The sequence below is a fragment of the Paenibacillus sp. FSL R5-0623 genome (assembly GCF_037974265.1).
Lineage (GTDB): Bacteria > Bacillota > Bacilli > Paenibacillales > Paenibacillaceae > Paenibacillus.
In genome coordinates this window covers 345,316-367,311 of sequence record NZ_CP150233.1, presented here as the reverse complement: position 1 = coordinate 367,311, position 21,996 = coordinate 345,316, and the positions used below count along the sequence as shown (strand labels likewise).

At 46.5% G+C, this 21,996-nt stretch carries 16 protein-coding genes, 17 tRNA genes and 3 rRNA genes; 6 read left to right on the top strand and 30 right to left on the bottom strand.

Annotation, left to right across the window (positions count from 1 at the left end):
* Nucleotides 1–96: 96 nt before the first annotated feature.
* The 3 genes from MKY92_RS01785 to MKY92_RS01775 all read left to right on the top strand — a co-directional run bounded on the left by MKY92_RS01785 (nucleotide 97) and on the right by MKY92_RS01775 (nucleotide 4,610).
* On the top strand, nucleotides 97–957 hold the full coding sequence (locus tag MKY92_RS01785) for a hypothetical protein (RefSeq protein ID WP_339298872.1): 861 nt from the start codon (nucleotides 97–99) through the stop codon (nucleotides 955–957).
* An 825-nt stretch (nucleotides 958–1,782) separates the two neighbouring features.
* Complete coding sequence (locus MKY92_RS01780; RefSeq protein WP_339298871.1) at nucleotides 1,783–3,459, top strand: AraC family transcriptional regulator; 1,677 nt, start codon at nucleotides 1,783–1,785, stop codon at nucleotides 3,457–3,459.
* 104 nt (nucleotides 3,460–3,563) lie between these two features.
* The gene (locus MKY92_RS01775) at nucleotides 3,564–4,610 is read left to right on the top strand and encodes an ABC transporter substrate-binding protein (protein ID WP_339298870.1); all 1,047 of its coding nucleotides are present in this window, start codon (nucleotides 3,564–3,566) and stop codon (nucleotides 4,608–4,610) included.
* Nucleotides 4,611–4,750: 140 nt separating this feature from the next.
* Here MKY92_RS01775 and MKY92_RS01770 read toward each other — a convergent pair whose 3' ends face one another.
* The 25 genes from MKY92_RS01770 to MKY92_RS01650 all read right to left on the bottom strand — a co-directional run bounded on the left by MKY92_RS01770 (nucleotide 4,751) and on the right by MKY92_RS01650 (nucleotide 16,284).
* Nucleotides 4,751–4,984 carry a hypothetical protein gene (locus tag MKY92_RS01770; RefSeq protein ID WP_339298869.1) on the bottom strand — a complete coding sequence of 78 codons (234 nt, stop codon included), beginning with the start codon at nucleotides 4,982–4,984 and terminating at the stop codon, nucleotides 4,751–4,753.
* Nucleotides 4,985–5,165: 181 nt separating this feature from the next.
* Nucleotides 5,166–5,236 (bottom strand) — tRNA-Gly (locus tag MKY92_RS01765).
* A gap of 12 nt (nucleotides 5,237–5,248) precedes the next feature.
* Nucleotides 5,249–5,322, bottom strand: a tRNA-Pro gene (locus MKY92_RS01760).
* 16 nt (nucleotides 5,323–5,338) lie between these two features.
* Nucleotides 5,339–5,415, bottom strand: a tRNA-Arg gene (locus tag MKY92_RS01755).
* Between the two features lie 6 nt (nucleotides 5,416–5,421).
* Nucleotides 5,422–5,496: transfer RNA gene (locus MKY92_RS01750), tRNA-Gly, on the bottom strand.
* 8 nt (nucleotides 5,497–5,504) lie between these two features.
* A tRNA-Leu gene (locus MKY92_RS01745) sits at nucleotides 5,505–5,592 on the bottom strand.
* 9 nt (nucleotides 5,593–5,601) lie between these two features.
* A tRNA-Lys gene (locus MKY92_RS01740) sits at nucleotides 5,602–5,677 on the bottom strand.
* Nucleotides 5,678–5,686: 9 nt separating this feature from the next.
* Nucleotides 5,687–5,761 (bottom strand) — tRNA-Gln (locus MKY92_RS01735).
* A 12-nt stretch (nucleotides 5,762–5,773) separates the two neighbouring features.
* A tRNA-His gene (locus MKY92_RS01730) sits at nucleotides 5,774–5,849 on the bottom strand.
* Nucleotides 5,850–5,946: 97 nt separating this feature from the next.
* Nucleotides 5,947–6,022 (bottom strand) — tRNA-Thr (locus tag MKY92_RS01725).
* Nucleotides 6,023–6,044: 22 nt separating this feature from the next.
* A tRNA-Asp gene (locus MKY92_RS01720) sits at nucleotides 6,045–6,122 on the bottom strand.
* Nucleotides 6,123–6,147: 25 nt separating this feature from the next.
* Nucleotides 6,148–6,221: transfer RNA gene (locus tag MKY92_RS01715), tRNA-Met, on the bottom strand.
* A gap of 17 nt (nucleotides 6,222–6,238) precedes the next feature.
* Nucleotides 6,239–6,314 (bottom strand) — tRNA-Val (locus MKY92_RS01710).
* Nucleotides 6,315–6,320: 6 nt separating this feature from the next.
* Nucleotides 6,321–6,392: transfer RNA gene (locus MKY92_RS01705), tRNA-Glu, on the bottom strand.
* A gap of 16 nt (nucleotides 6,393–6,408) precedes the next feature.
* Nucleotides 6,409–6,500, bottom strand: a tRNA-Ser gene (locus tag MKY92_RS01700).
* Nucleotides 6,501–6,503: 3 nt separating this feature from the next.
* A tRNA-Asn gene (locus MKY92_RS01695) sits at nucleotides 6,504–6,579 on the bottom strand.
* Between the two features lies 1 nt (nucleotide 6,580).
* A tRNA-Ala gene (locus MKY92_RS01690) sits at nucleotides 6,581–6,656 on the bottom strand.
* 33 nt (nucleotides 6,657–6,689) lie between these two features.
* A tRNA-Ile gene (locus tag MKY92_RS01685) sits at nucleotides 6,690–6,763 on the bottom strand.
* Nucleotides 6,764–6,821: 58 nt separating this feature from the next.
* Nucleotides 6,822–6,938, bottom strand: a 5S ribosomal RNA gene (rrf, locus tag MKY92_RS01680).
* 74 nt (nucleotides 6,939–7,012) lie between these two features.
* Nucleotides 7,013–9,940, bottom strand: a 23S ribosomal RNA gene (locus tag MKY92_RS01675).
* 361 nt (nucleotides 9,941–10,301) lie between these two features.
* Nucleotides 10,302–11,854, bottom strand: a 16S ribosomal RNA gene (locus MKY92_RS01670).
* The 16S, 23S and 5S rRNA genes sit together here with 17 tRNA genes alongside, the layout of an rRNA operon.
* Nucleotides 11,855–12,465: 611 nt before the next feature.
* A complete protein-coding gene (gene rocF, locus MKY92_RS01665) occupies nucleotides 12,466–13,431 on the bottom strand; it encodes an arginase (protein ID WP_339298868.1) in 966 nt (321 codons plus the stop codon).
* Complete coding sequence (locus tag MKY92_RS01660; protein ID WP_339298867.1) at nucleotides 13,421–14,641, bottom strand: ornithine--oxo-acid transaminase; 1,221 nt, start codon at nucleotides 14,639–14,641, stop codon at nucleotides 13,421–13,423. Before MKY92_RS01660 ends, rocF begins: the two co-directional genes overlap by 11 nt.
* Nucleotides 14,642–14,782: 141 nt before the next feature.
* Nucleotides 14,783–15,439 (bottom strand): amino acid ABC transporter permease, encoded by a 657-nt coding sequence (locus tag MKY92_RS01655; RefSeq protein ID WP_339298866.1) that lies wholly within the window; start codon nucleotides 15,437–15,439, stop codon nucleotides 14,783–14,785.
* 23 nt (nucleotides 15,440–15,462) lie between these two features.
* Complete coding sequence (locus tag MKY92_RS01650; RefSeq protein WP_339298865.1) at nucleotides 15,463–16,284, bottom strand: transporter substrate-binding domain-containing protein; 822 nt, start codon at nucleotides 16,282–16,284, stop codon at nucleotides 15,463–15,465.
* 322 nt (nucleotides 16,285–16,606) lie between these two features.
* Between MKY92_RS01650 and MKY92_RS01645 the strand changes: the two genes are divergently transcribed.
* Nucleotides 16,607–17,251: a GntR family transcriptional regulator gene (locus tag MKY92_RS01645; RefSeq protein WP_221825677.1), complete on the top strand. Its 645-nt coding sequence runs from the start codon at nucleotides 16,607–16,609 to the stop codon at nucleotides 17,249–17,251.
* Nucleotides 17,252–17,309: 58 nt separating this feature from the next.
* On the opposite strand, the gene MKY92_RS01640 is transcribed toward MKY92_RS01645, so the two are convergent.
* The gene (locus tag MKY92_RS01640; protein ID WP_339298864.1) at nucleotides 17,310–18,044 is read right to left on the bottom strand and encodes a class I SAM-dependent methyltransferase; all 735 of its coding nucleotides are present in this window, start codon (nucleotides 18,042–18,044) and stop codon (nucleotides 17,310–17,312) included.
* 163 nt (nucleotides 18,045–18,207) lie between these two features.
* Between MKY92_RS01640 and MKY92_RS01635 the strand changes: the two genes are divergently transcribed.
* Nucleotides 18,208–18,552, top strand: coding sequence for a hypothetical protein (locus tag MKY92_RS01635; protein WP_339298863.1), 345 nt, complete (start codon nucleotides 18,208–18,210; stop codon nucleotides 18,550–18,552).
* Between the two features lie 245 nt (nucleotides 18,553–18,797).
* Here the strand turns inward: MKY92_RS01635 and MKY92_RS01630 are convergent, their stop codons facing one another.
* From MKY92_RS01630 to MKY92_RS01615, 4 genes are all read right to left on the bottom strand, one after another.
* Nucleotides 18,798–19,025: a cold-shock protein gene (locus MKY92_RS01630; protein ID WP_017691121.1), complete on the bottom strand. Its 228-nt coding sequence runs from the start codon at nucleotides 19,023–19,025 to the stop codon at nucleotides 18,798–18,800.
* Between the two features lie 188 nt (nucleotides 19,026–19,213).
* Nucleotides 19,214–19,414: a cold-shock protein gene (locus tag MKY92_RS01625; RefSeq protein WP_024633772.1), complete on the bottom strand. Its 201-nt coding sequence runs from the start codon at nucleotides 19,412–19,414 to the stop codon at nucleotides 19,214–19,216.
* Between the two features lie 395 nt (nucleotides 19,415–19,809).
* Nucleotides 19,810–20,046, bottom strand: a complete 237-nt coding sequence (locus tag MKY92_RS01620; RefSeq protein ID WP_036607962.1) for a hypothetical protein — start codon at nucleotides 20,044–20,046, stop codon at nucleotides 19,810–19,812.
* Nucleotides 20,047–20,196: 150 nt separating this feature from the next.
* Nucleotides 20,197–20,985: a CPBP family intramembrane glutamic endopeptidase gene (locus tag MKY92_RS01615; RefSeq protein ID WP_339298862.1), complete on the bottom strand. Its 789-nt coding sequence runs from the start codon at nucleotides 20,983–20,985 to the stop codon at nucleotides 20,197–20,199.
* 305 nt (nucleotides 20,986–21,290) lie between these two features.
* Here MKY92_RS01615 and MKY92_RS01610 point away from each other — a divergent pair, with 305 nt between their 5' ends.
* Nucleotides 21,291–21,962, top strand: coding sequence for a phosphatase PAP2 family protein (locus MKY92_RS01610; protein WP_339298861.1), 672 nt, complete (start codon nucleotides 21,291–21,293; stop codon nucleotides 21,960–21,962).
* Nucleotides 21,963–21,996: the final 34 nt, after the last annotated feature.

Sequence of the window (21,996 nt, the reverse complement as noted above, 5' to 3'; positions counted from 1 at the left end):
GGGTTAACGCAATGTGCGCTCCCCGTAATCGCTTTCAGATACTCGGGCGATAAAGTGGGATCTGTACGTTAATCCAGATTAGGAGAGTGATTGGTTTTGAAAAAGTGGAAAAAGGTAACTGCCTCATTGATGCTGAGCATCGTAACATTGGGAAGTGGAATGACATTTCTGGGAGCACCCCAAGCTTCGGCTGCTGCCAATGCCGTTCCTGCTTATGAAGTAAAGTTTCTGGCCAAGCCGGAGCTTGTATTGAATACAGATGGGACTCCACGCAGTGAAGTGATTCAGACACTCGGCCTGGATTCCACGCCAAGAAACATTAACGTAGAGTACTTCGATACCAATGCGCTCGGATTGGATCAACAAGGATGGAACGTTCGTTTTCGCAAAAAGGATGACAAGAATAACTACGAGTTGACTTATAAAAAACGTTACCCTGTGATCAATGGCGACATCAATGCAGCACTGACTCTGGCTAATCAAGAGGGTTTTGATAAATCAGATGATAATTACGAGGCTGAGATTGATTGGGGATATGGCAAACAAACCTTAAGCTTCTCCAACACCAAAAAAGTCGATACCAAAGCGACAGGTGTTCAACTTCCTTCGCAGCAAGAAGCCTTGAACATGTTACTGGACAAGCTTCCAGGCAAATTGAAAGGCTGGACTTCCTCCAACTGGGGTAAACAGCAGCTTACACAATCCCGTGCATATGGCCCAATCACATTCCAACGTTATGAAGGTACATGGAATGGTCAAGAGCTTACGCTCGAAGTATGGCCGATTCGTGATGCAGCAGGTACAGGTATTGAGAATATCGTAGAGGTTTCTTTCAAAACTGATGATGCTGTAGCCGTATCCGGACTGCGTACCCAACTGCTGCAATTGCTGGAGAACAACAACTGGCTGATTCCTGCCGATGGCTTGAAAACACAAACGATTCTGGAAAGATACTAATCGCAAGCTCTTGCTAAAAAACAAGTTCCTCTTCCTGCGCTCATCGTAGGAGAGGAGCTTGTCTTTTTTTTGCGTAGTGAATTAAATGATCTGTTATTTAAGTAATTCTACAATTAACATCGGTTGAGATTTTACTGGTTATTCGCTCAACGGTTTGGATGAAGGTAAATATGTATTGGCTATTTTCCAACTCGGTAACCTATATCAATTCAATTTATAGTGGAAAGTTACACGGTTAAATGATCAGAATATCTACAGTCTTATAATTCCATCACTTGAGTTTCGCGTGAATAGCTGACCCTCGATTTCCCATAGAAATGCTTTAGCGTGCGCAGGCTTCATAAATCTTAATACTATCGGACGTACCCTACCATTCATCTCGTAGTGTATTACGAGATAATTTCTCGAATTTGAGCTGCCTGTTCTTTTTGGATATCCTGCACTCCCGATTTTTCTTAATGAGAGTTCAAACGTTTGCTGACCATTTTGAATATATAAGTTCCCATTACCTATCAGCACATCCACCCGCCTGCCTTCCGCAACTTGTGGAAGCCCTGACTGATGAATCCCTACTGCATGTAACCTTGATCCGAACTGATGTTTTAGTTTATTGGATCGACTCGTCGTTCGAATACCAAATATCGAAACTAAGATAATAAAACCAAGTATAAACCACATTCTATATACCCCCTTCGCTTTCTCTTCTGTATATCATTTCATATTATCATATGGACTTCTTATTTGAATGACAATATGCGATAATTGATAATTATTCTCAAATACATCATATGTAATGTTACTATTGTAAGTTAAGGAGGGATTCTGGTGACTTTGCAAGTCTTTCCACTGATACCTAACGGTGACCATACCCGTGACCTATATGCAAGATTCAAAACATCCGAAGTTCTCAATCAAGCGTCTTTTCTTCCCCCATTCGTATTAGCGGACTCACATCTTCTGCTCATCTGTACTGGCGGTGAAGCCGCTATTCGTATTGGGCATAGGCTGAATCATGCCACACTCGGCAAAATGTATCTGATCCTGCCAGGAACAGCGATAGAATATACAACGGATGAGGTTCATCCTTTACAGGGCATCGCGATATACTTTGATCTGTTGAAGCCCACTTCAGATATCAATAAAGCTACTTCCGGCTCTACTGTAAGGGAGATTTACCAAAAAGGGTTACTTCGTTCGTCATACGCCGATGAATTGCCACATGAACTTTTTCAGGAATGTACCAGAATTGCCTCACAGCTCCATGAATGCACCTCTGTACCTCAAGAAAATCGTCCATTTCGTATTCAGACTTTGATGCATGAATTGTTGACCCATGTGTATGCTCCTCCCAAAGAAAGTGCAATAGGAGATTCCGAACACACCTCTGCTTTGGATCAAACACTTGAACTTATTGAGCTTGGATATGCTAAGCATCTTTCTCGGGAAGTTCTTGCCGGAGTGGCAAGTATGAGTGTATGGCACTATTCGCGGGTATTCAAAAACCGGACTGGCATCAGTCCCATGGAATACGTGAATAGCATCCGCATGGACCGGGCCAAAGAGATGCTACTCGTTCCCGGACAAACCATCAAATATATCGCATCACAGGTTGGTTTTCAGGACGAGTTTTACTTTAGCCGCAAATTCAAAAAATATGTTGGCGTGTCTCCCTCCACCTATCAACGGCAAAAGCGCAGTAAAATCGCTGCCCTTTCCTTCGGAACCACCGGCCATCTGCTGGCATTACAGATCATTCCCCATGCGGCATTGATCGATAACCGACGGGATCAACACAGGAATCTGTTTTTCTCCAATATCCCTTATCATCTGGGACGTAGCAAACGCATGAATCCTCATATCTGGCAAACCAACGTTGAGTTGTTGATGCAAGCGAGCCCGGACCTCATACTCTGTAATGAGTACGAAGCCCATACGTTAAAAAGAACGCTACAGCGAATTGCACCTACCATCGTTATTCCATGGAAAGAATTGAGCTGGCGGGAACATTTCTTACAAGTTGCCACCATTGTGGGAGAGCAACAAGATGCTCAGCAATGGTTGGAGCAGTATGATGACAAGGTAATCCATGCCAAAGAGCAGCTTACTCATTTAATCGGTAAGGATACGGTCTCCATCATTCATATCATGATGGGTCATCTGTTAATCTACGGGCGACGCAATGGGGGCGCTGTTCTATATAACGACCTGGGCGTGTCCCCTTCACACGATCTGCTTCCAGGGCAAGTGTATCGTGCATTGGATGAACAGGAGTTGCCTCATATAACAGGAGATCGCATGTTACTGATTGTGGACCAGGACCCGGAATCCCAGCAGCGCTGGCATAATCTACAACATACTCAGCTATGGCAAGAATTGAGGCCCGTGCAGAACCAGTATGTATATCTGCTAGATGAAATGCCTTGGTTGGATTATTCACCGTATGCCCATGATCAGATCATCGATGAAGCCCTGAAACTTTTTGGTGGGACTTCAGCACATTAATCCATGACCGGATAGCACAGAAGGCTATGTCTCCCCCAACATGAGACCGCTACAATATAAAGTGTACTGAGAATCAATATCAATAGAAACACAGGGGGATTACAATGTACAAACAGCATTATGTCAAAATAACGGGGATACTGGTCATACTCGCCATGTTACTTGTTGCGTGTGGACAGACACCTGCAAGCACTTCGCAGCCATCTGCGGATGGCGTGAAATCAGCTGCGGGGACAGTTGGTGACTTATCCACTGAATCAGCTACCAAGACGGTGGAGAGCGCCAGTGGCAGCTCAGAAATCCCGGTACATCCTGAACGGATTGTGTCCATTAATATGGAGGACATTCTCCTCTCCTTGGAGGTACCACTGGTACTTGCTACACCTATTGGCCGGCAAGATTACCTGAATGAGCAACTTGAAGCCCAAGGCGTGGCTGTCGAACCCATTAATGAAAGTGTCAATTTTGAAGCTGTAGTCAGCGCCAATCCGGATCTTATTATTGCCAATGCCAGTTTGGATGCCAAAATTCTCGAACAACTCGAGAAGATCGCGCCAACGATCACTTATGATCGCCGTAATTGGCAGGAATCTATCATGCAGGTAGCTGCTGCACTGGATGTTGAAGAGCGGGCTGAACAGCTTTTACAAAAAAATAAAGATCAGGTAACTGAAGCTCAGAAGCTCGCAGCCGATACCACCAAGACCAAACCTACAGCTGCATTCCTGCGCCTGGAAGAGAAAGATATGCGTTTGTTCTTCTCATCCATTCCATCCACGCCATTCCCAGCTTCCAGTTATGTAGGAGCGGGTTATGAAATTGGATTCACTCCCGATGCTCTCGTTACCAAACTTGAGGCCGAGAATCCGGATCGGATGAATGCCAGTATCTCGGTTGAGCTTTTGCCTGAAATCAAAGCAGACTATCTGTTTATCGTGTCCATTAGCTCAGATGGGTCAGCTCAAGCGTTGCAAAAAACAAAAGATGAACTTAACGAAATCCAGCAACTCCAAGTATGGAAAAGCCTACCCGCTGTCCAAAATGGTCATGTCTATGTCCTCAATGCTAAGAAATGGCTCATTGACGGCCCCATTGCCGAATCGCTCAAACGTAATGAAATGCTCGAAGTTCTTGGACTACCTGCTTCATAATAATAAACAAACTCTGTTTAATCCACAGCAAACAAAAGGAGATTCACCGGATTTTCGGTGAATCTCCTTTATATTTTATATTCCGAATGGTCTCATTCAGCAATTCTTCATTCCAGTAATTCTGCATTCACATCAGGCTTTTAATATATTTTAAAGTTTTGGGCTGTTTCGATCCCAAGTGCACTCTGGATAAACGTATTAGCCACTTTCTCTACAGGTATAGGATTAAATCCAATAAAGAAATCCTTATATTTCTCTGCCGACTCTACAAACAGATTAGGACTAACTGAATTCAAACGAATGCCTCGTGGCAACTCAAACGCTGCCGCTTTGGCAAACGTTCCGTTTCCGCCAATGACCAGAGCTCTTTTCATTACTGTTTGTCCTCCTTTAAAAAACAAGGTTAATCAGATACGAATTGTTCTATTTATTTAAACAAAGATTTTGTCCTTAATCAAATGACAATTGACCCTATTTTATATAGATCACGCTTATTCTTTTTAACACAAAAAAAGCCCTTGCTATAAGCAAAGGCTTTTCTATATGTCACTAGGAAGCGGGTGATGGGAATCGAACCCACGCTATTAGCTTGGAAGGCTAAAGTTCTACCATTGAACTACACCCGCAAATAAAAAAAATCGGGATGACACGATTTGAACATGCGACCCCCTGGTCCCAAACCAGGTGCTCTACCAAGCTGAGCTACATCCCGATACTTATGAGAATAATGGCGCGCCCTGAGAGATTCGAACTCCCGGCCTTTTGATTCGTAGTCAAACGCTCTATCCAGCTGAGCTAAGGGCGCAAATATTGGAGCGGAAGACGGGAATCGAACCCGCGACCCTCGCCTTGGCAAGGCGATGCTCTACCGCTGAGCCACTTCCGCAAAACATATGGTGCGGTCGAGAGGACTCGAACCTCCACGGGGGGTTAGCCCACACGGACCTGAACCGTGCGCGTCTGCCAATTCCGCCACGACCGCAAAATATAATGGTGAGTCATGAAGGGCTCGAACCTTCGACACCCTGATTAAAAGTCAGGTGCTCTACCAACTGAGCTAATGACTCGTAATGAATTGGCTGGGGATATAGGATTTGAACCTATGCATGACGGAGTCAAAGTCCGTTGCCTTACCGCTTGGCTAATCCCCATTAAAAAAATCATGGGGCGATCGAGGGGAATTGAACCCCCGAATGCCGGATCCACAAACCGGTGCGTTAACCACTTCGCCACGACCGCCATAGAGTAAGCCATTCATCCACTAAGAGTATCTTAGTATTAGCAACTGCATCTGTAATATACATTCTATCACAAATTCAGATGTAAATACTAAAAATGGTGCCGGCGAGAGGACTTGAACCCCCAACCTACTGATTACAAGTCAGTTGCTCTACCAGTTGAGCTACACCGGCACGGTGTATATTCAATTAAAAATGGCGGAACCGACGGGATTCGAACCCGCGATCTCCTGCGTGACAGGCAGGCATGTTAGGCCAACTACACCACGGTTCCATAGTACTTTCTCAAGGAAAGTTAATTGCGGGGGCAGGATTTGAACCTGCGGCCTTCGGGTTATGAGCCCGACGAGCTACCGGGCTGCTCCACCCCGCGTCGTTATAAAAGTATTATGGTGGAGGCTGAGGGGATCGAACCCCCGACCCTCTGCTTGTAAGGCAGATGCTCTCCCAGCTGAGCTAAGCCTCCATATTATGACCCGTAGGGGATTCGAACCCCTGTTACCTCCGTGAAAGGGAGGTGTCTTAACCCCTTGACCAACGGGCCATGCTAAAAAATTATCTGGCGGAGAGAGAGGGATTCGAACCCTCGAGACGCTTGTGACGCCTACACGATTTCCAATCGTGCTCCTTCGGCCAGCTCGGACACCTCTCCATATGGCTCCCCGAACAGGGCTCGAACCTGTGACAACTCGATTAACAGTCGAGTGCTCTACCAACTGAGCTATCAGGGAATGGTGGAGCCAAGCGGGATCGAACCGCTGACCTCCTGCTTGCAAGGCAGGCGCTCTCCCAGCTGAGCTATGGCCCCATACACTGTGTATTTCTTGTTGTGGTCTTGCTATGGGCCCTGGTGGACTCGAACCACCGGCCTCACCCTTATCAGAGGTGCGCTCTAACCAACTGAGCTAAGGGCCCTAATATATATCCCTTATTCCTTTGCAAGGGGGGCAAAAAAATACCCCAAAGGGAAATCGCTTGGCGGCGTCCTACTCTCCCAGGACCCTGCGGTCCAAGTACCATCGGCGCTAGAGGGCTTAACGGTCGTGTTCGGGATGGGTACGTGTGGAACCCCTCCGCCATCGCCACCAAACGCGTAGCTTACATTTCAGAGTTGTTCTCTGAAAACTAGATTCGAAACGAAACATGCGAATTATCACTTGCTAATTGGATAAGCCCTCGACCGATTAGTACTGGTCAGCTCCATGCATTGCTGCACTTCCACCCCCAGCCTATCTACCTCGTCGTCTTCAAGGGGTCTTACATACTGGGAAATCTCATCTTGAGGGGGGCTTCACGCTTAGATGCTTTCAGCGTTTATCCCGTCCGTACATAGCTACCCAGCGGTGCTCCTGGCGGAACAACTGGTACACCAGCGGTACGTCCATCCCGGTCCTCTCGTACTAAGGACAGCTCCTCTCAAATTTCCTACGCCCACGACAGATAGGGACCGAACTGTCTCACGACGTTCTGAACCCAGCTCGCGTACCGCTTTAATGGGCGAACAGCCCAACCCTTGGGACCTACTTCAGCCCCAGGATGCGATGAGCCGACATCGAGGTGCCAAACCTCCCCGTCGATGTGGACTCTTGGGGGAGATAAGCCTGTTATCCCCAGGGTAGCTTTTATCCGTTGAGCGATGGCCCTTCCATGCGGTACCACCGGATCACTAAGCCCGACTTTCGTCCCTGCTCGACTTGTAGGTCTCGCAGTCAAGCTCCCTTATGCCTTTGCACTCTTCGAATGATTTCCAACCATTCTGAGGGAACCTTTGGGCGCCTCCGTTACTCTTTAGGAGGCGACCGCCCCAGTCAAACTGCCCACCTGACACTGTCCCCGCACCGGATTACGGTACCAGGTTAGAACCTAGATACGATCAGGGTGGTATCCCAACGTTGCCTCCACACAAGCTGGCGCTCATGCTTCAAAGGCTCCCACCTATCCTGTACAGATCGTACCCAAATTCAATATCAAGCTGCAGTAAAGCTCCATGGGGTCTTTCCGTCTTGTCGCGGGTAACCTGCATCTTCACAGGTATTAAAATTTCACCGGATCTCTCGTTGAGACAGCGCCCAAGTCGTTACGCCATTCGTGCGGGTCAGAATTTACCTGACAAGGAATTTCGCTACCTTAGGACCGTTATAGTTACGGCCGCCGTTTACTGGGGCTTCGGTTCACAGCTTCGGGATTACTCCCTAACCACTCCCCTTAACCTTCCAGCACCGGGCAGGCGTCAGCCCGTATACTTCGCCTTACGGCTTCGCACAGACCTGTGTTTTTGCTAAACAGTCGCTTGGGCCTTTTCACTGCGGCCCCCTCGTGCTATTCACACTACCGGGGCACCCCTTCTCCCGAAGTTACGGGGTCATTTTGCCGAGTTCCTTAACGAGAGTTCTTCCGCGCGCCTTAGAATACTCTTCTCGCCTACCTGTGTCGGTTTGCGGTACGGGCACCATCACCTGGCTAGAGGCTTTTCTTGGCAGTGTGAGATCATGACCTTCGCTACTATAATTTTCGCTCCCCATCACAGCTCAGCCTTACAATGTGCGGATTTGCCTACACATCAGCCTTACTGCTTAGACGGACATCCATCAGTCCGCGTCACTACCCTACTGCGTCCCCCCATTGCTCATAACGGCTTACGGTGGTACAGGAATTTCGACCTGTTGTCCTTCGACTACGCCTTTCGGCCTCGCCTTAGGTCCCGACTTACCCTGAGCGGACGAGCCTTCCTCAGGAACCCTTAGGCTTTCGGCGGATCAGATTCTCACTGATCTTTTCGTTACTCATACCGGCATTCTCACTTGTATAATGTCCAGCGCTCCTTACGGTACACCTTCAACCCTTATACAACGCTCCCCTACCCCTGATGCAAAGCATCAAGCCATAGCTTCGGTGGTGTGTTTAGCCCCGTTACATTTTCGGCGCAGAGTCACTCGACCAGTGAGCTATTACGCACTCTTTCAATGGTGGCTGCTTCTAAGCCAACATCCTGGTTGTCTGTGCAACTCCACATCCTTTCCCACTTAACACACACTTGGGGACCTTAGCTGATGGTCTGGGCTGTTTCCCTTTTGACAATGGATCTTAGCACTCACTGTCTGACTCCCGGAAGTAAGTCTATGGCATTCGGAGTTTGACTGAGCTTGGTAACCCTTGCGGGCCCCGCACCCAATCAGTGCTCTACCTCCACGACTCTGTTTTCCGAGGCTAGCCCTAAAGCTATTTCGGGGAGAACCAGCTATCTCCGAGTTCGATTGGAATTTCTCCGCTACCCCCACCTCATCCCCGCATTTTTCAACATGCGTGGGTTCGGGCCTCCAGTGCGTGTTACCGCACCTTCACCCTGGACAGGGGTAGATCACCCGGTTTCGGGTCTACGTCCACGTACTACATCGCCCTATTCAGACTCGCTTTCGCTGCGGCTCCGGCTCTTCACCTTAACCTTGCACGGGAACGTAACTCGCCGGTTCATTCTACAAAAGGCACGCCATCACCCCTAAAACGGGCTCTGACTTTTTGTAAGCACACGGTTTCAGGTTCTATTTCACTCCCCTTCCGGGGTGCTTTTCACCTTTCCCTCACGGTACTGCTTCACTATCGGTCGCTAGGAAGTATTTAGCCTTGGCAGATGGTCCTGCCGGATTCATACGGGGTTTCACGTGCCCCGCACTACTCGGGATCCGTCTCGGAGGGAACAGACTTTCAACTACAGGGCTTTTACCTTCTTTGGCGGGCCTTTCCAGACCTCTTCGCTTAACCGGTTCCTTTGTAACTCCATGTGAGACGTCCCACAACCCCAAAGAGCAAGCTCTCTGGTTTGGGCTTCTCCGCGTTCGCTCGCCGCTACTGACGGAATCACTATTGTTTTCTCTTCCTCAGGGTACTTAGATGTTTCAGTTCCCCTGGTATGCCTCTACATAACCTATGTATTCAGTTATGAGTAACTGGAAATTACCCCAGCTGGGTTTCCCCATTCGGACACCCCCGGATCAAAGCTTGCTTACAGCTCCCCGAGGCAGTTTCGTTGTTCGCCACGTCCTTCATCGGCTCCTAGCGCCTAGGCATCCTCCGTGTGCTCTTAGTAGCTTAACCATTTTGTTCCGGTTTCGGTCGTTCGCTTCCCTTGTTTTGCTTGCGCAAAGCCAAAAGTCGCTCTCACCCGATACCATCACAAAAGCAATTTAACTACCTTTATACACTTGACTTGTTTGCACAAGTTCAGCTAAAAAGGAATGTTCTAATTCGCGTTTATTTCGTTTCGATATCTAGTTTTCAAAGAACAAGCTCCATGCAAAAGCAAGCTGTTTTGAGAGTTTGAGCTCTCAAAACCGAACAACGAGTGAGTGTTTTGCTATTCATTTCATCCACACCGAAGTGACGGACCGAAATGAATCGCTTTTGCAGCTAAGCTGCATATTTGAATGTTTCCGTTGCAGGAAACGATTCTCCATAGAAAGGAGGTGATCCAGCCGCACCTTCCGATACGGCTACCTTGTTACGACTTCACCCCAATCATCTATCCCACCTTCGGCGGCTGGCTCCTTGCGGTTACCCCACCGACTTCGGGTGTTATAAACTCTCGTGGTGTGACGGGCGGTGTGTACAAGACCCGGGAACGTATTCACCGCGGCATGCTGATCCGCGATTACTAGCAATTCCGACTTCATGCAGGCGAGTTGCAGCCTGCAATCCGAACTGAGACCGGCTTTGTTGGGATTGGCTCCATCTCGCGATTTCGCAGCCCGTTGTACCGGCCATTGTAGTACGTGTGTAGCCCAGGTCATAAGGGGCATGATGATTTGACGTCATCCCCACCTTCCTCCGGTTTGTCACCGGCAGTCTATCTAGAGTGCCCACCCGAAGTGCTGGCAACTAAATATAAGGGTTGCGCTCGTTGCGGGACTTAACCCAACATCTCACGACACGAGCTGACGACAACCATGCACCACCTGTCTCCTCTGTCCCGAAGGAAAGGTACATCTCTGTACCGGTCAGAGGGATGTCAAGACCTGGTAAGGTTCTTCGCGTTGCTTCGAATTAAACCACATACTCCACTGCTTGTGCGGGTCCCCGTCAATTCCTTTGAGTTTCAGTCTTGCGACCGTACTCCCCAGGCGGAGTGCTTAATGTGTTAACTTCGGCACCAAGGGTATCGAAACCCCTAACACCTAGCACTCATCGTTTACGGCGTGGACTACCAGGGTATCTAATCCTGTTTGCTCCCCACGCTTTCGCGCCTCAGCGTCAGTTACAGCCCAGAGAGTCGCCTTCGCCACTGGTGTTCCTCCACATATCTACGCATTTCACCGCTACACGTGGAATTCCACTCTCCTCTTCTGCACTCAAGTCACCCAGTTTCCAGTGCGATCCGGGGTTGAGCCCCGGGATTAAACACCAGACTTAAATGACCGCCTGCGCGCGCTTTACGCCCAATAATTCCGGACAACGCTTGCCCCCTACGTATTACCGCGGCTGCTGGCACGTAGTTAGCCGGGGCTTTCTTCTCAGGTACCGTCACCTTGAGAGCAGTTACTCTCCCAAGCGTTCTTCCCTGGCAACAGAGCTTTACGATCCGAAAACCTTCATCACTCACGCGGCATTGCTCCGTCAGGCTTTCGCCCATTGCGGAAGATTCCCTACTGCTGCCTCCCGTAGGAGTCTGGGCCGTGTCTCAGTCCCAGTGTGGCCGATCACCCTCTCAGGTCGGCTACGCATCGTCGCCTTGGTGAGCCGTTACCTCACCAACTAGCTAATGCGCCGCAGGCCCATCCCCAAGTGACAGATTGCTCCGTCTTTCCAGTTTCCTTCAGGCGAAGAAAACAATTATTCGGTATTAGCTACCGTTTCCGGTAGTTGTCCCAAACTTGAGGGCAGGTTGCCTACGTGTTACTCACCCGTCCGCCGCTAAGTATCAAGGAAGCAAGCTTCCTATCAACTCCGCTCGACTTGCATGTATTAGGCATGCCGCCAGCGTTCGTCCTGAGCCAGGATCAAACTCTCCAATAAAGTATTGAAAAGAGCGATAAGCTCATTTTGAATCTGACGAGATTAAAAATCTCATTTGTGCTCCAGTCGATTCAAGCCAAGGCTTGAATCGAACTTTTGCGTTCATTCTGCAAGCAGAATGTTTACTCACTCGTTGTTCAGTTTTCAAAGATCAAACTTGTTTCGTTACCAAATGTTGTTCTCTTCAGCAACTCTTATATAATATCATGTCCGAACCAACTTTGCAAGCTCTTTTTTTAAGTTTCTTTCGAAGCTTATTTTATTCGCTTGCCGCACCGTGTATCTCGTGTTTTCTTGGCCGGAATTAGAATATACCATGTACAGATTTACATTGCAAGTCTTTTTTGATTATTAATAATCGCCTACAACATCGGCACCATATGTAATTTGACGCTCCTGTACGATAGAAATAACTCTCAGCATCCTCATTACGGCGCTCTAATATACTTATCCATTAAACATAACCAGGGAAGCCACTTCCACTGCGATTGCAGTGAACAATTGATTGTGACTAGCCCCGGTTTTCAGAGATCATATTCTTCTTTCCTTCTATAATAAATAAAGTACACTCCTCAGGCACAGCTTACACACTCCGCTTCACTTCTCAGTGCTTACAATATACGCTTACCAAGTAACGAAGCAATCAGTTCCACACCAAGTCGTGCCGTGTGTCTATTGTGATCCAACAACGGATTCACCTCAACCAGTTCCATGGACGTAACTTGATTCGTGGAAGCAAGTAGCTCTAATGCGTAATGTGCCTCCCGGTAATTCAAACCACCCGGTACAGGTGTGCCTACCCCCGGAGCTTCACGCGGATCCAGACAGTCCATGTCAAAGCTAACGTGGATACCATCCGTTCCTTCTCCAGCTATAGCTATCGCTTGCTCAACAACTTGCTGTATACCCATCCTGTCAATATCATGCATCGTAAATGCTTGGATGCCCAGCCCCTTAATCTGCTCCTTCTCATACTCATCCAGATCACGCAGACCAATATAGACCAAGTTGGATGGATCTATAAATGCGCCTGCTCCAGCAATGTGAGACAGATTATATGCAGTATGCCCCAAGGATGCAGCCACACTCATCCCATGCATGTTGCCGGACAAGCTTCGTTCTTCCGTGTTCAAGTCTGCGTGCGCATCAAACCAGATCACCCCAAGATTAGAATAATGCGCAGTTAGTCCGGCGAAAGTACCTATCGCTACACTATGATCTCCTCCAAGCACAAGCGGAAAGGCCCCCTCCTCTAACGCAACAGATACTTCATTAAACACATTCTCGCTGACCTGCCGTACTTCGTTTAAATATTTTACCCGATTCCGCTCAGTAGGGGCAGCAGGTTCAGAAGGACAATCTACCCGCACTTCTTTGGAGAGCACTAGCCCAAGACTCGCAATCTCCCGCTTCAGTCCAGCTGTAATCAATTCATCCGGCCCCAACTCCGCTCCACCTCTCGCTCCACCGAGTCCAAAAGGAACCTTAATGATAGCAATATTACGCCGTACAGATGTTTGACTTGTATCAATAGAAGTATCTTTTATTCCACCATGGACATCATCATCATTTTTCATGTAGGTCAGCTCCCTCATTGTTGATCAATACCTGCTCAATTCTCTCCAGTGCCCAGTCAATTTCGGACTCTTTAATCGTCAGTGGTGGAGCAAATCGAATGGTTGTCTCATGGGTTTCTTTACACAGCAGTCCAGCAGACATCAAACGCTCACAATAAGGACGGGCTGGTTCATGCAGTTCAACACCGATAAATAAGCCTTTCCCCCGAATATCCCGTATGGCTGAACTGCGAATATCTCGAAGTCTTTTCATAAAATAGTTCCCCAGATGCTCCGATCGCTCGGCAAGCTTCTCATCTTCAAGAACTTTCAGAGCTGCTATAGCCACAGCGCAAGCGAGTGGGTTACCCCCAAACGTAGAACCATGAGACCCCGGCTCAAACAAATCAAGTATCTCCGCATCAGCAGCGATAGCCGAGATGGGCATGACTCCTCCCCCCAGCGCTTTGCCCATAACCCAGATGTCTGGTTCAACCCCTTCCCAGTCGGAGGCAAAACGGCGACCTGTCCTTCCAAATCCCGTCTGGATCTCATCAGATACAGTCAACACCTGCTGGCTCTTACACAGAGCAAAAGCTTCAGCCAAATATCCAGCAGGCGGGATAACGATTCCAGCTTCGCCCTGAATAGGCTCTACAAGAAAAGCAGCCGTATTTGGCGTAATGGCCTTTTTCAGCGCTTCAATATCTCCATAGGGAATAATCCGGAATCCAGGTGTGAACGGTCCAAAATCTTTTTTGTACTCCGCTGAAGAAGAAAAGGACGTAACCGTCAGGGTTCTTCCATGAAAGTTACCAGAGCATACGATAATTACGGCTTGATTCTCAGGTACACCTTTGCAACGATAAGCCCATCTACGTACCGCCTTCACCGCAGTCTCCACCGCTTCCGCTCCTGTATTCATGGCGAGAATCTTCGATTTCCCCGTGAATTGTGAGAGTTTTTGATAAAAAAGAGAAGCTGAGCTGCTATGGAATGCCCGAGATGTCAGCGTCACTTGATCTGCCTGATCCTTGAGCGCCTGTATGATCACAGGATGTCTGTGACCATGATTCAATGCAGAGTATGCACTTAACATATCCATATAACGGCAGCCTTCAGGGTCTTCCACCCATACCCCTTCCGCCTGTTCAATAACAATAGGGAGTGGATGATAATTAGGTGCAGCATAACGCTCCGACCAATCCATTAACATTTTGGAATCTGACATACACACCCAACACCTTTCCGAAATATTGTATACAAAATACAATAACAATGTATGCGATGCCATCCCCATTTACGACTACATCTCTCTTTTTCCACTCCAGCCTACTCCAAGCCTTTCTTGAATCCAATCCTTTATCAATAGTTAGCGAGAAGTAGACAATCTACGTTCCAACCACGAGAGTAAATTAGCCAGTGTAAATGTGATGATAAAATAGAGGCCGGCGGCAACAAGCAGCGGAGCAAGCGGCTGGAACGTAACACCCTGAATCGTTCTGGCCGTGTATATAATCTCGGCTATGCCGATCATGGAGACAAGCGAAGAATCTTTAATGATAATAATGAATTCATTGCCGATAGCTGGGAGCATGTTACGAAAAGCCTGCGGCAGTATAATATAGCGAAGTGTCATACCATGCGTCATACCAAGGGAGCGCGAAGCCTCGGTCTGTCCTTTATCAATCGCTTGAATCCCGGCCCTGAACACCTCCGCCATATAAGCCGAGCTATTCATCGTCAGAGCTACCACCCCTGACATAAATGCTGGCAAGTTCACACCTATAACCGTCAGACCATAATGAATAATAAGAATCTGTACCAGCATCGGCGTTCCTCGAATGAGTTCAATATACGCCGATGCCACAAATTTAATTGGCCATATTTGGGATAATCGCATTAATGCCATGATCACACCAAGTAACGTACCAAACAATACACCGAAGAAGGAAAGTTCAAGCGTAACCCACGCACTTCGTGCATAATCCTGCCAATGTTCTAATAGAAAGGAAAAATCTAAATTCACGGCATATCCCTCACTCGTCCGGTTTATTCGCCGAGCATCTCATTCGCTTCAACGACGAACCGTTCAATATCTCCGTTCGTTTTGAGTTTTTCCAATGTAGTGTTGATCTGATCCAGCAGCTTCTGATTACCTTTCTTCACCGCGATGGCCGAACCACCCTCGTCTTCAGCCTGTTCGATCTCCACACCTGCAACAACAAGCCCCTCTTGGTTCTTCACATACTGTTCAGCCACCGGCTTCTCCAGGATGAGTGCGTCTACACGCCCCGTCTGCAACTCCAGAATCAGTTCAGGTATTTTGGCCAGAGAAGTGAGCTTTGCCCCCTCTATCTCCTGAGCAATCCCTTCCTGAATGGAACTCTTTTGTACACCAACCTGTTTGCCTGATAGATCATCCATGGACTTTAATGCCGTATCTTCCCCTTCTCTAACAAGTACAGCCTGCTCTGCATAATAGTAGATATCCGTAAAATCAACATTCTTCTTCCGTTCTTCGGTAGGGGTTAAGCCTGATATTACAAAATCAACCTTATCTGTACCGAGGGCCATAAGAAGGCCATCAAAGTCCATGTCCTCAATCTTCAGCTCGGCTCCCAGATCAGCCGCAATTACTTTCGCAATCTCGATGTCAAAACCTACAATGGTATCTTTACCATCGATTTTCTTATGAAATTCATAGGGTGCATAGTCTGCACTGGTTCCAAGTACAATGACTTCCTTTGCTGTCGAGCTATTTCCCGAGGATGAATCTGGTTCCGATCCGGCTCCTGTCGTTTTTTCCTGCCCACATGCGGACATGATTACAACCAGTAACAACAGCATCATTGGCAACAGCACTTTTTTCACACATCATACCCCTATTCTTTTTTTGAATGAGTAGCAAAATAATTTGTATACAATATATATAAGACAATATATGGACTTATATGTAAGTTATACTAACAAACAATCTGGTTTATCACAATGATTATTTAAACATTTATACGCTTTAATTCCATAAAATGTACTATATATGACACAGCATTTACATCGCCTGAAACATGAAGTTTGCTTGCCCAACTTCCCCCTCGGTGTTAAGATGATAAAAACTTGAAACTCCTGAACGGCGCGTGCAGTACGGCCTCACACCCATCTATTTATTCACTATACATAGAAAGGAGGATTCGGTATGGAGGTACCCAAATACCGGTCCTTGAAAGATCACGTATACGATTACATTGCCCAGAAGATTCAGGACGGGACTTTACTTCCCAACCAGAAGATCAACGAGGCCGAAATATGCAAAAAGCTGGACATCAGTCGCACACCTACCCGGGAGGCGCTTTTTCAGCTGGCTTCAGACAATCTGCTGCAATACATCCCACGCAGGGGATTTATTGTCACTCCTTTTGATGCAGGCAAAAAACTGGAATTCTCCCAAGCGATCGGTGTGCTGGAGGCGCTTGCCGCCACACTTGCAGCAGACCATCTCAGACCATCTGAACTTATGGAGATGGAAACTCTGGTAGTCCGAATGGACGAAGATATCAGCCAACTTGATCTTGCTGCCTACAACAAGAACCAATATCAGTTCCATAATCTGTACATTCAGCGATGTGGTAACGCTACAGTCATTGAGATGTTAAACACATTGAAGAACAGTTTCATCCGGCAGTCGTATGTTAGTGATAATAAACCAAAGCTATCTGAGGTACTGCTCGAAGTTAATGAAGAGCACCGGCAAATTTTAAGTGCTTTTCGAGCCAAAGATAAGAACCAACTGGAAGCCCTGCTCAAACACCACTGGCGGATTATCGACAACGATATGCTGTAGTACGTACTGTCAGAACAAAACAAAGGCAACCCACACGATTGTGTGAGTTGCCTTTTTCCTATTTTCCCTTTTTGACCTCCAACGGCGCCCTAGCCGCAAAAACAGCATATCCCAACTTTTTGCCGTATTTCGCGAGCAAACGATCATTGGTTTGACTCATTCGCTGCATACGTTCATCCTCAAACCAATTCATATCGATCTCCCGATGTGGATCATGATCAACGCCCCATTTTCCCATGGAACGCGAATGTTCTTTGACCTCCACCTTGGTGAAACCACACTGCTTGAGGCGTTTACTCCATGCTGTAGCCGTTACCAGAGTTCGTATACCGTAAAATTGCTTTAACCTGCGACACATCAATTCGGTCTTCTGACCTGATAGAACCATCTCGCGATCCACCAAAAGTCCACTCGGCTTCAACACTCTACTATACTCAGCAAGTGCACTCCGCCATGGGGTGAAGATTGTGACCGACTCCACGAATACCATATCAAATTGATTTTCAGGAAAAGGTAACGATGCTACATCAGCCTGAACAAATCGAACATCCACCCGTTCTCGTCTCGCCCGTCGAACTGCCTTATCCAGCATATTGCGATGAAGATCAATCGCCGTTACCCGATATCCACTTTTAGCCAGGTGACACGCAGTTCTCCCAGTGCCGCACCCTATCTCAAGAATATGACTACCCACAGGCAGTGCTAAGCTATCCAGCAATTTCAGCGTTGCCAAAAAACCTCCAGGATGGGCACTTCCCTCCCCTAACCGAGCCAGCATGTCATGATAATCCACGCGAAACCCCTCCTCACTCCTCCCAGTGTATGGAGCAGATTCAAAAACGGCTCCTCCCCATTCGATTTTCCGGGTACTCGTCCATACCAATTGCTCTTCTTTTTACTATGATATACAAACCGTTGAATTCAAGCGGCAACCGCATCTAATGAGGAGGATTTGCATGTACAGAATTAATCCGGTATGTGAAGAAACGGTTTCTCCGCACGTTGGACGTTCCGTTTGTCTCGTTATGAACGACGGTAAGCATATGTATGGTACGCTTAGTCAATGTCGTGATGGCAAAGTTTATTTGAACGGATGTTTCGAGGGACCACGTCTATGTTCAGTCAAGTCCAAACAACAGCTGGTAAAAAGCAGCAAGAAAAACGCTGTTGCATCAAAAAAAGTTAAATCTTCAGCCTACGGTCGATATGGATACGGTCGCGGTTATGGCTATGGAGCAGGAGCAGGGATCGAACTGGCTCTGGTAGCAACTCTGTTTTTGCTGCCATTCCTGTTCATTTAAAACTCAAATCTGATAGCGGTAAAATTGTAGTCATAACAAAGACCCTTTTTGCTTATAGCAAAAAGGGTCTTTGTTTTTTTCATGTGATTCCCGTCATTTACATTATATTTTCTGTTAAAAAATGATACAAAAAAGGCATTCGCTAAAACGAATGCCGGGAACTTCATATTTAATACCCTTACCTTCGCACAGGGTGTCAATTTGATCTTAAAAAAAAACACCTCGTTAGAGGCGGGTAAGCTATGTTAAATCCGATTTCCTTTAGGCATCGTTTTCAGATTACTATTCGAATTCTCAAGCAATGGTAGCATCCTAGTCGTGCTGACCATCTCAGAAGCACATATCGGACAAGTAGGTACGTTATCAAACGCAAAATTGTCCCGCATCCATCCTTTGCACGTATCACTCGTACATTCCCAGATTGCCGCATCAGCTTGTGGAATCTCTTCCAACGGTTTTTTGCGATTATACATGACTTCTACCCCCTTTGTTATGGAAAAACATCTAACCGACGTTATTTCACAGAAGCCTATACTTAGCGGAAGTTTCACGTTCCACCGAACTCCTGCCTCGACAACTAATGGGCCGAATTTTATATAACTGATCAAAAAAAAGAAGCTGCCTTTACCATTATAACATGTTAAAGGCAGCTATGCTTTAATTACAGTTTTACAACTTCTTCTGCTTGAGGACCACGGTTTCCTTGTACAATTTTAAATTGCACGCGTTGACCTTCGTCCAGCGTTTTGAAGCCTTCGCCTGTAATAGCGCTGAAGTGTACGAATACATCTTCTCCGCCTTCAACTTCGATGAAACCGAAGCCTTTATCAGCGTTGAACCATTTTACTGTTCCGTTTTGCATGTGAATTACACCTCCAAATAAAGATTAACATGTTCCTTTGTTCTTTGCAGCAAGCAAATAAAAATTCACACATTGAAAAAGGTACCAGTCATAAACCTATAAGTGATCGCCCTTTACAATATATGAATTAGGTTTTCCACTCTCTACAACTTGTTTTTATTATAACTCCATTTCAGCCAAAAAGCAAATCTTTGTATTTTCTTTTCAAACAGCTTTGGAAATACATGTTATTAACACGCGTGGGGCCAGGGTTTATCACGTTTATGTGCCTGATCGCTTGTGTACGGTCTTATGAAAGGATATGCAGATCTAATCCATCTTATACATTTTTTATATAATAATCTGACATGCATATCCAACACAGCCAACGAATCATCTTACTCCAGTATAACACACTATGTCCATGCCCACATAAATGCATCCCGATCCCAGGCGATCTGACCACGATGAAGCTTTCGGAAAGCTTTCTTCACTTCCTTGGACAAGGATGTATTGCCGTTCTCGTTCACAAAAACAAACTCTTCACCAAAATGGGTCTTCACATATTCTATGGCAGCTTCCTGATGAAGTGTTCCTGTGAATTTAATCTCCTGTACCATCCATTCTGCTACACCTTGTGCTGTCTTCTCCACTATATCACCTACTGTCTAAACCTAATGTACGGATAGGCAGACCTCGTATCATGAACATATCTGTCTTCCCGCCAGACTGAAGTATACCATGATCCAACTGCTGACGGGAAACTGTATGATAACTACTTTCAAGCAATACCCGCAATACCATTAATGAACAACCGTATTGGCTTGCTCACTCCCTTTGGATGGAATGGACGAATGTGTTCGATTGCTCCACACTAACCATGCACAGTAAGCAATCAGTACTGTAAGTATAAACAGATCGTAAGGAAGTGTCCCTGTGTCCTCCAGATCATTCCCTAGAAATTGAATCAGATTATGTATGAAATGAAACAATATAAGCGGTACGATATTTCCGTTCTTCAGCATCAATAACGCAAGTACAGCTCCCAAGAGCAGCGCATAGATCAATTGCATGATCGTATCCGTTATATCCTGACCAGACAATGCGTTCAGCAGATGTGTAATCGAAAACAAGATGCTGGAGGTCACAACTGCGGCCACTGCACTTTTTTGAAGCAATGTTTTGAAAATAAGTCCACGATAGATCGTTTCCTCTACAAAAGCTACGAGCAAGGTAAAAAAGATGAAAAAGGCTACCTGTGACAAGCTCAGCTCCCCAAATCCTTTCAGGGCAAGTGTACCCAGTACAAGGAGTAGTGGAATATAATACTTTGCATGGCCAGCTGGGATACTTCGCAAAGATCGGAAGCCAGTCTTTCCCCACTTGCGTCTTAACGTCAGATAGATCATCAGAACCATTGCAATGGGTGTAAAGGAAATGAGTACAGGGAAAGTGTAGTCCAGTTGTTTTATCGTTGCAATGGCCCCTGCTGCAAATACAGCTAACAGGAGAAGCAACTCAATAATCACAACGGTGAGCACAGGTTTGCGCTCGGAAAAGGAATGTTTTGGCTTGGGTTGCGGATTAATCATACATTCACCTACCTCGTTTCATTTATGTTTTCCGTTGTCATAAGAACTTATATACCAATATAGTTGTATCACATCATTCGCATATTGAATATTCCTATTATGGATAAAACTATAAAAGTAACAAAAAAGAGACTTATCCTGACTTCTTTTCACCTAAAATCAGGTATGGCTTATACCTTTATCTGTCCATTATAGTATTACAAGAGTTCAAAGCTGCAGGGGTGTGGCGACTCTTCAACGTCATATATCTATGAAGTACCCATTAACGATAGTTTCACAATGCATAATGAAATCAGGGGGATACTATGAAAGCATTCTTTCAGCGCTGGGGGCATTTACTGGCTATTCTGTGCATACCGCTCCAAGGCTCCATTTACGTTTTTTTAGGCAGCAACACCGGAAGTGATGTGTTCTACAATTATGCTTGGATTGACACACAGATTCCTTTTCTCAAAGAATTTATTTATCCGTACATTAGCTGGATGCCCATTCTGTATCTTGGATTTCTCTATTTGGGTCTGACGAACAAGTCGCTATTCTGGCGTACGTTGATTACCTATAATGTTGGTGTCATGGCTGCCAATGTCTGCTTTGCGGTGTTCCCTACCCATGTCCCACGACCGGAGATCGGCGGAACTGATCTGAGCAGCGTGTTAGTACAGTTTATCTATACTAATGATGCGCCCTTCAACTGTTTCCCAAGTGTTCATGTTCTGACCAGCTATTTGCTGTTTATTGTGATCAACAGACACTTGAACTTTAAACCTTTGGCTCGGATTTCTTGGTCGGTATGGCTGTGGTTGATTATTGCTTCAACGGTGTTTGTAAAACAGCATTCCTTGCTGGACATCGCTGGAGGCATTTTGTTTGCTGAGGCCGCGTATTGGACTGTACATGTCTTTGCTCTTCGTCTTGGGCATGCACGAAAAAAAGGCAAGCAGCCACTCACAGCTTCTAATCCAAGCAGTCATGTATAACGACATTTATATATGTAACAGGCGGGATGATGAT

Bases quoted from the DNA above. Each gene is read 5' to 3' on its own strand.
- MKY92_RS01775 (WP_339298870.1), top strand. From the start codon at position 3,564: ATGTACAAACAGCATTATGTCAAAATAACGGGGATACTGGTCATACTC.
- MKY92_RS01770 (WP_339298869.1), bottom strand. From the start codon at position 4,984: ATGAAAAGAGCTCTGGTCATTGGCGGAAACGGAACGTTTGCCAAAGCG.
- rocF (WP_339298868.1), bottom strand. From the start codon at position 13,431: ATGAAAAATGATGATGATGTCCATGGTGGAATAAAAGATACTTCTATT.
- MKY92_RS01660 (WP_339298867.1), bottom strand. From the start codon at position 14,641: ATGTCAGATTCCAAAATGTTAATGGATTGGTCGGAGCGTTATGCTGCA.
- MKY92_RS01645 (WP_221825677.1), top strand. From the start codon at position 16,607: ATGGAGGTACCCAAATACCGGTCCTTGAAAGATCACGTATACGATTAC.
- MKY92_RS01635 (WP_339298863.1), top strand. From the start codon at position 18,208: ATGTACAGAATTAATCCGGTATGTGAAGAAACGGTTTCTCCGCACGTT.
- MKY92_RS01630 (WP_017691121.1), bottom strand. From the start codon at position 19,025: ATGTATAATCGCAAAAAACCGTTGGAAGAGATTCCACAAGCTGATGCG.
- MKY92_RS01625 (WP_024633772.1), bottom strand. From the start codon at position 19,414: ATGCAAAACGGAACAGTAAAATGGTTCAACGCTGATAAAGGCTTCGGT.
- MKY92_RS01615 (WP_339298862.1), bottom strand. From the start codon at position 20,985: ATGATTAATCCGCAACCCAAGCCAAAACATTCCTTTTCCGAGCGCAAA.
- MKY92_RS01610 (WP_339298861.1), top strand. From the start codon at position 21,291: ATGAAAGCATTCTTTCAGCGCTGGGGGCATTTACTGGCTATTCTGTGC.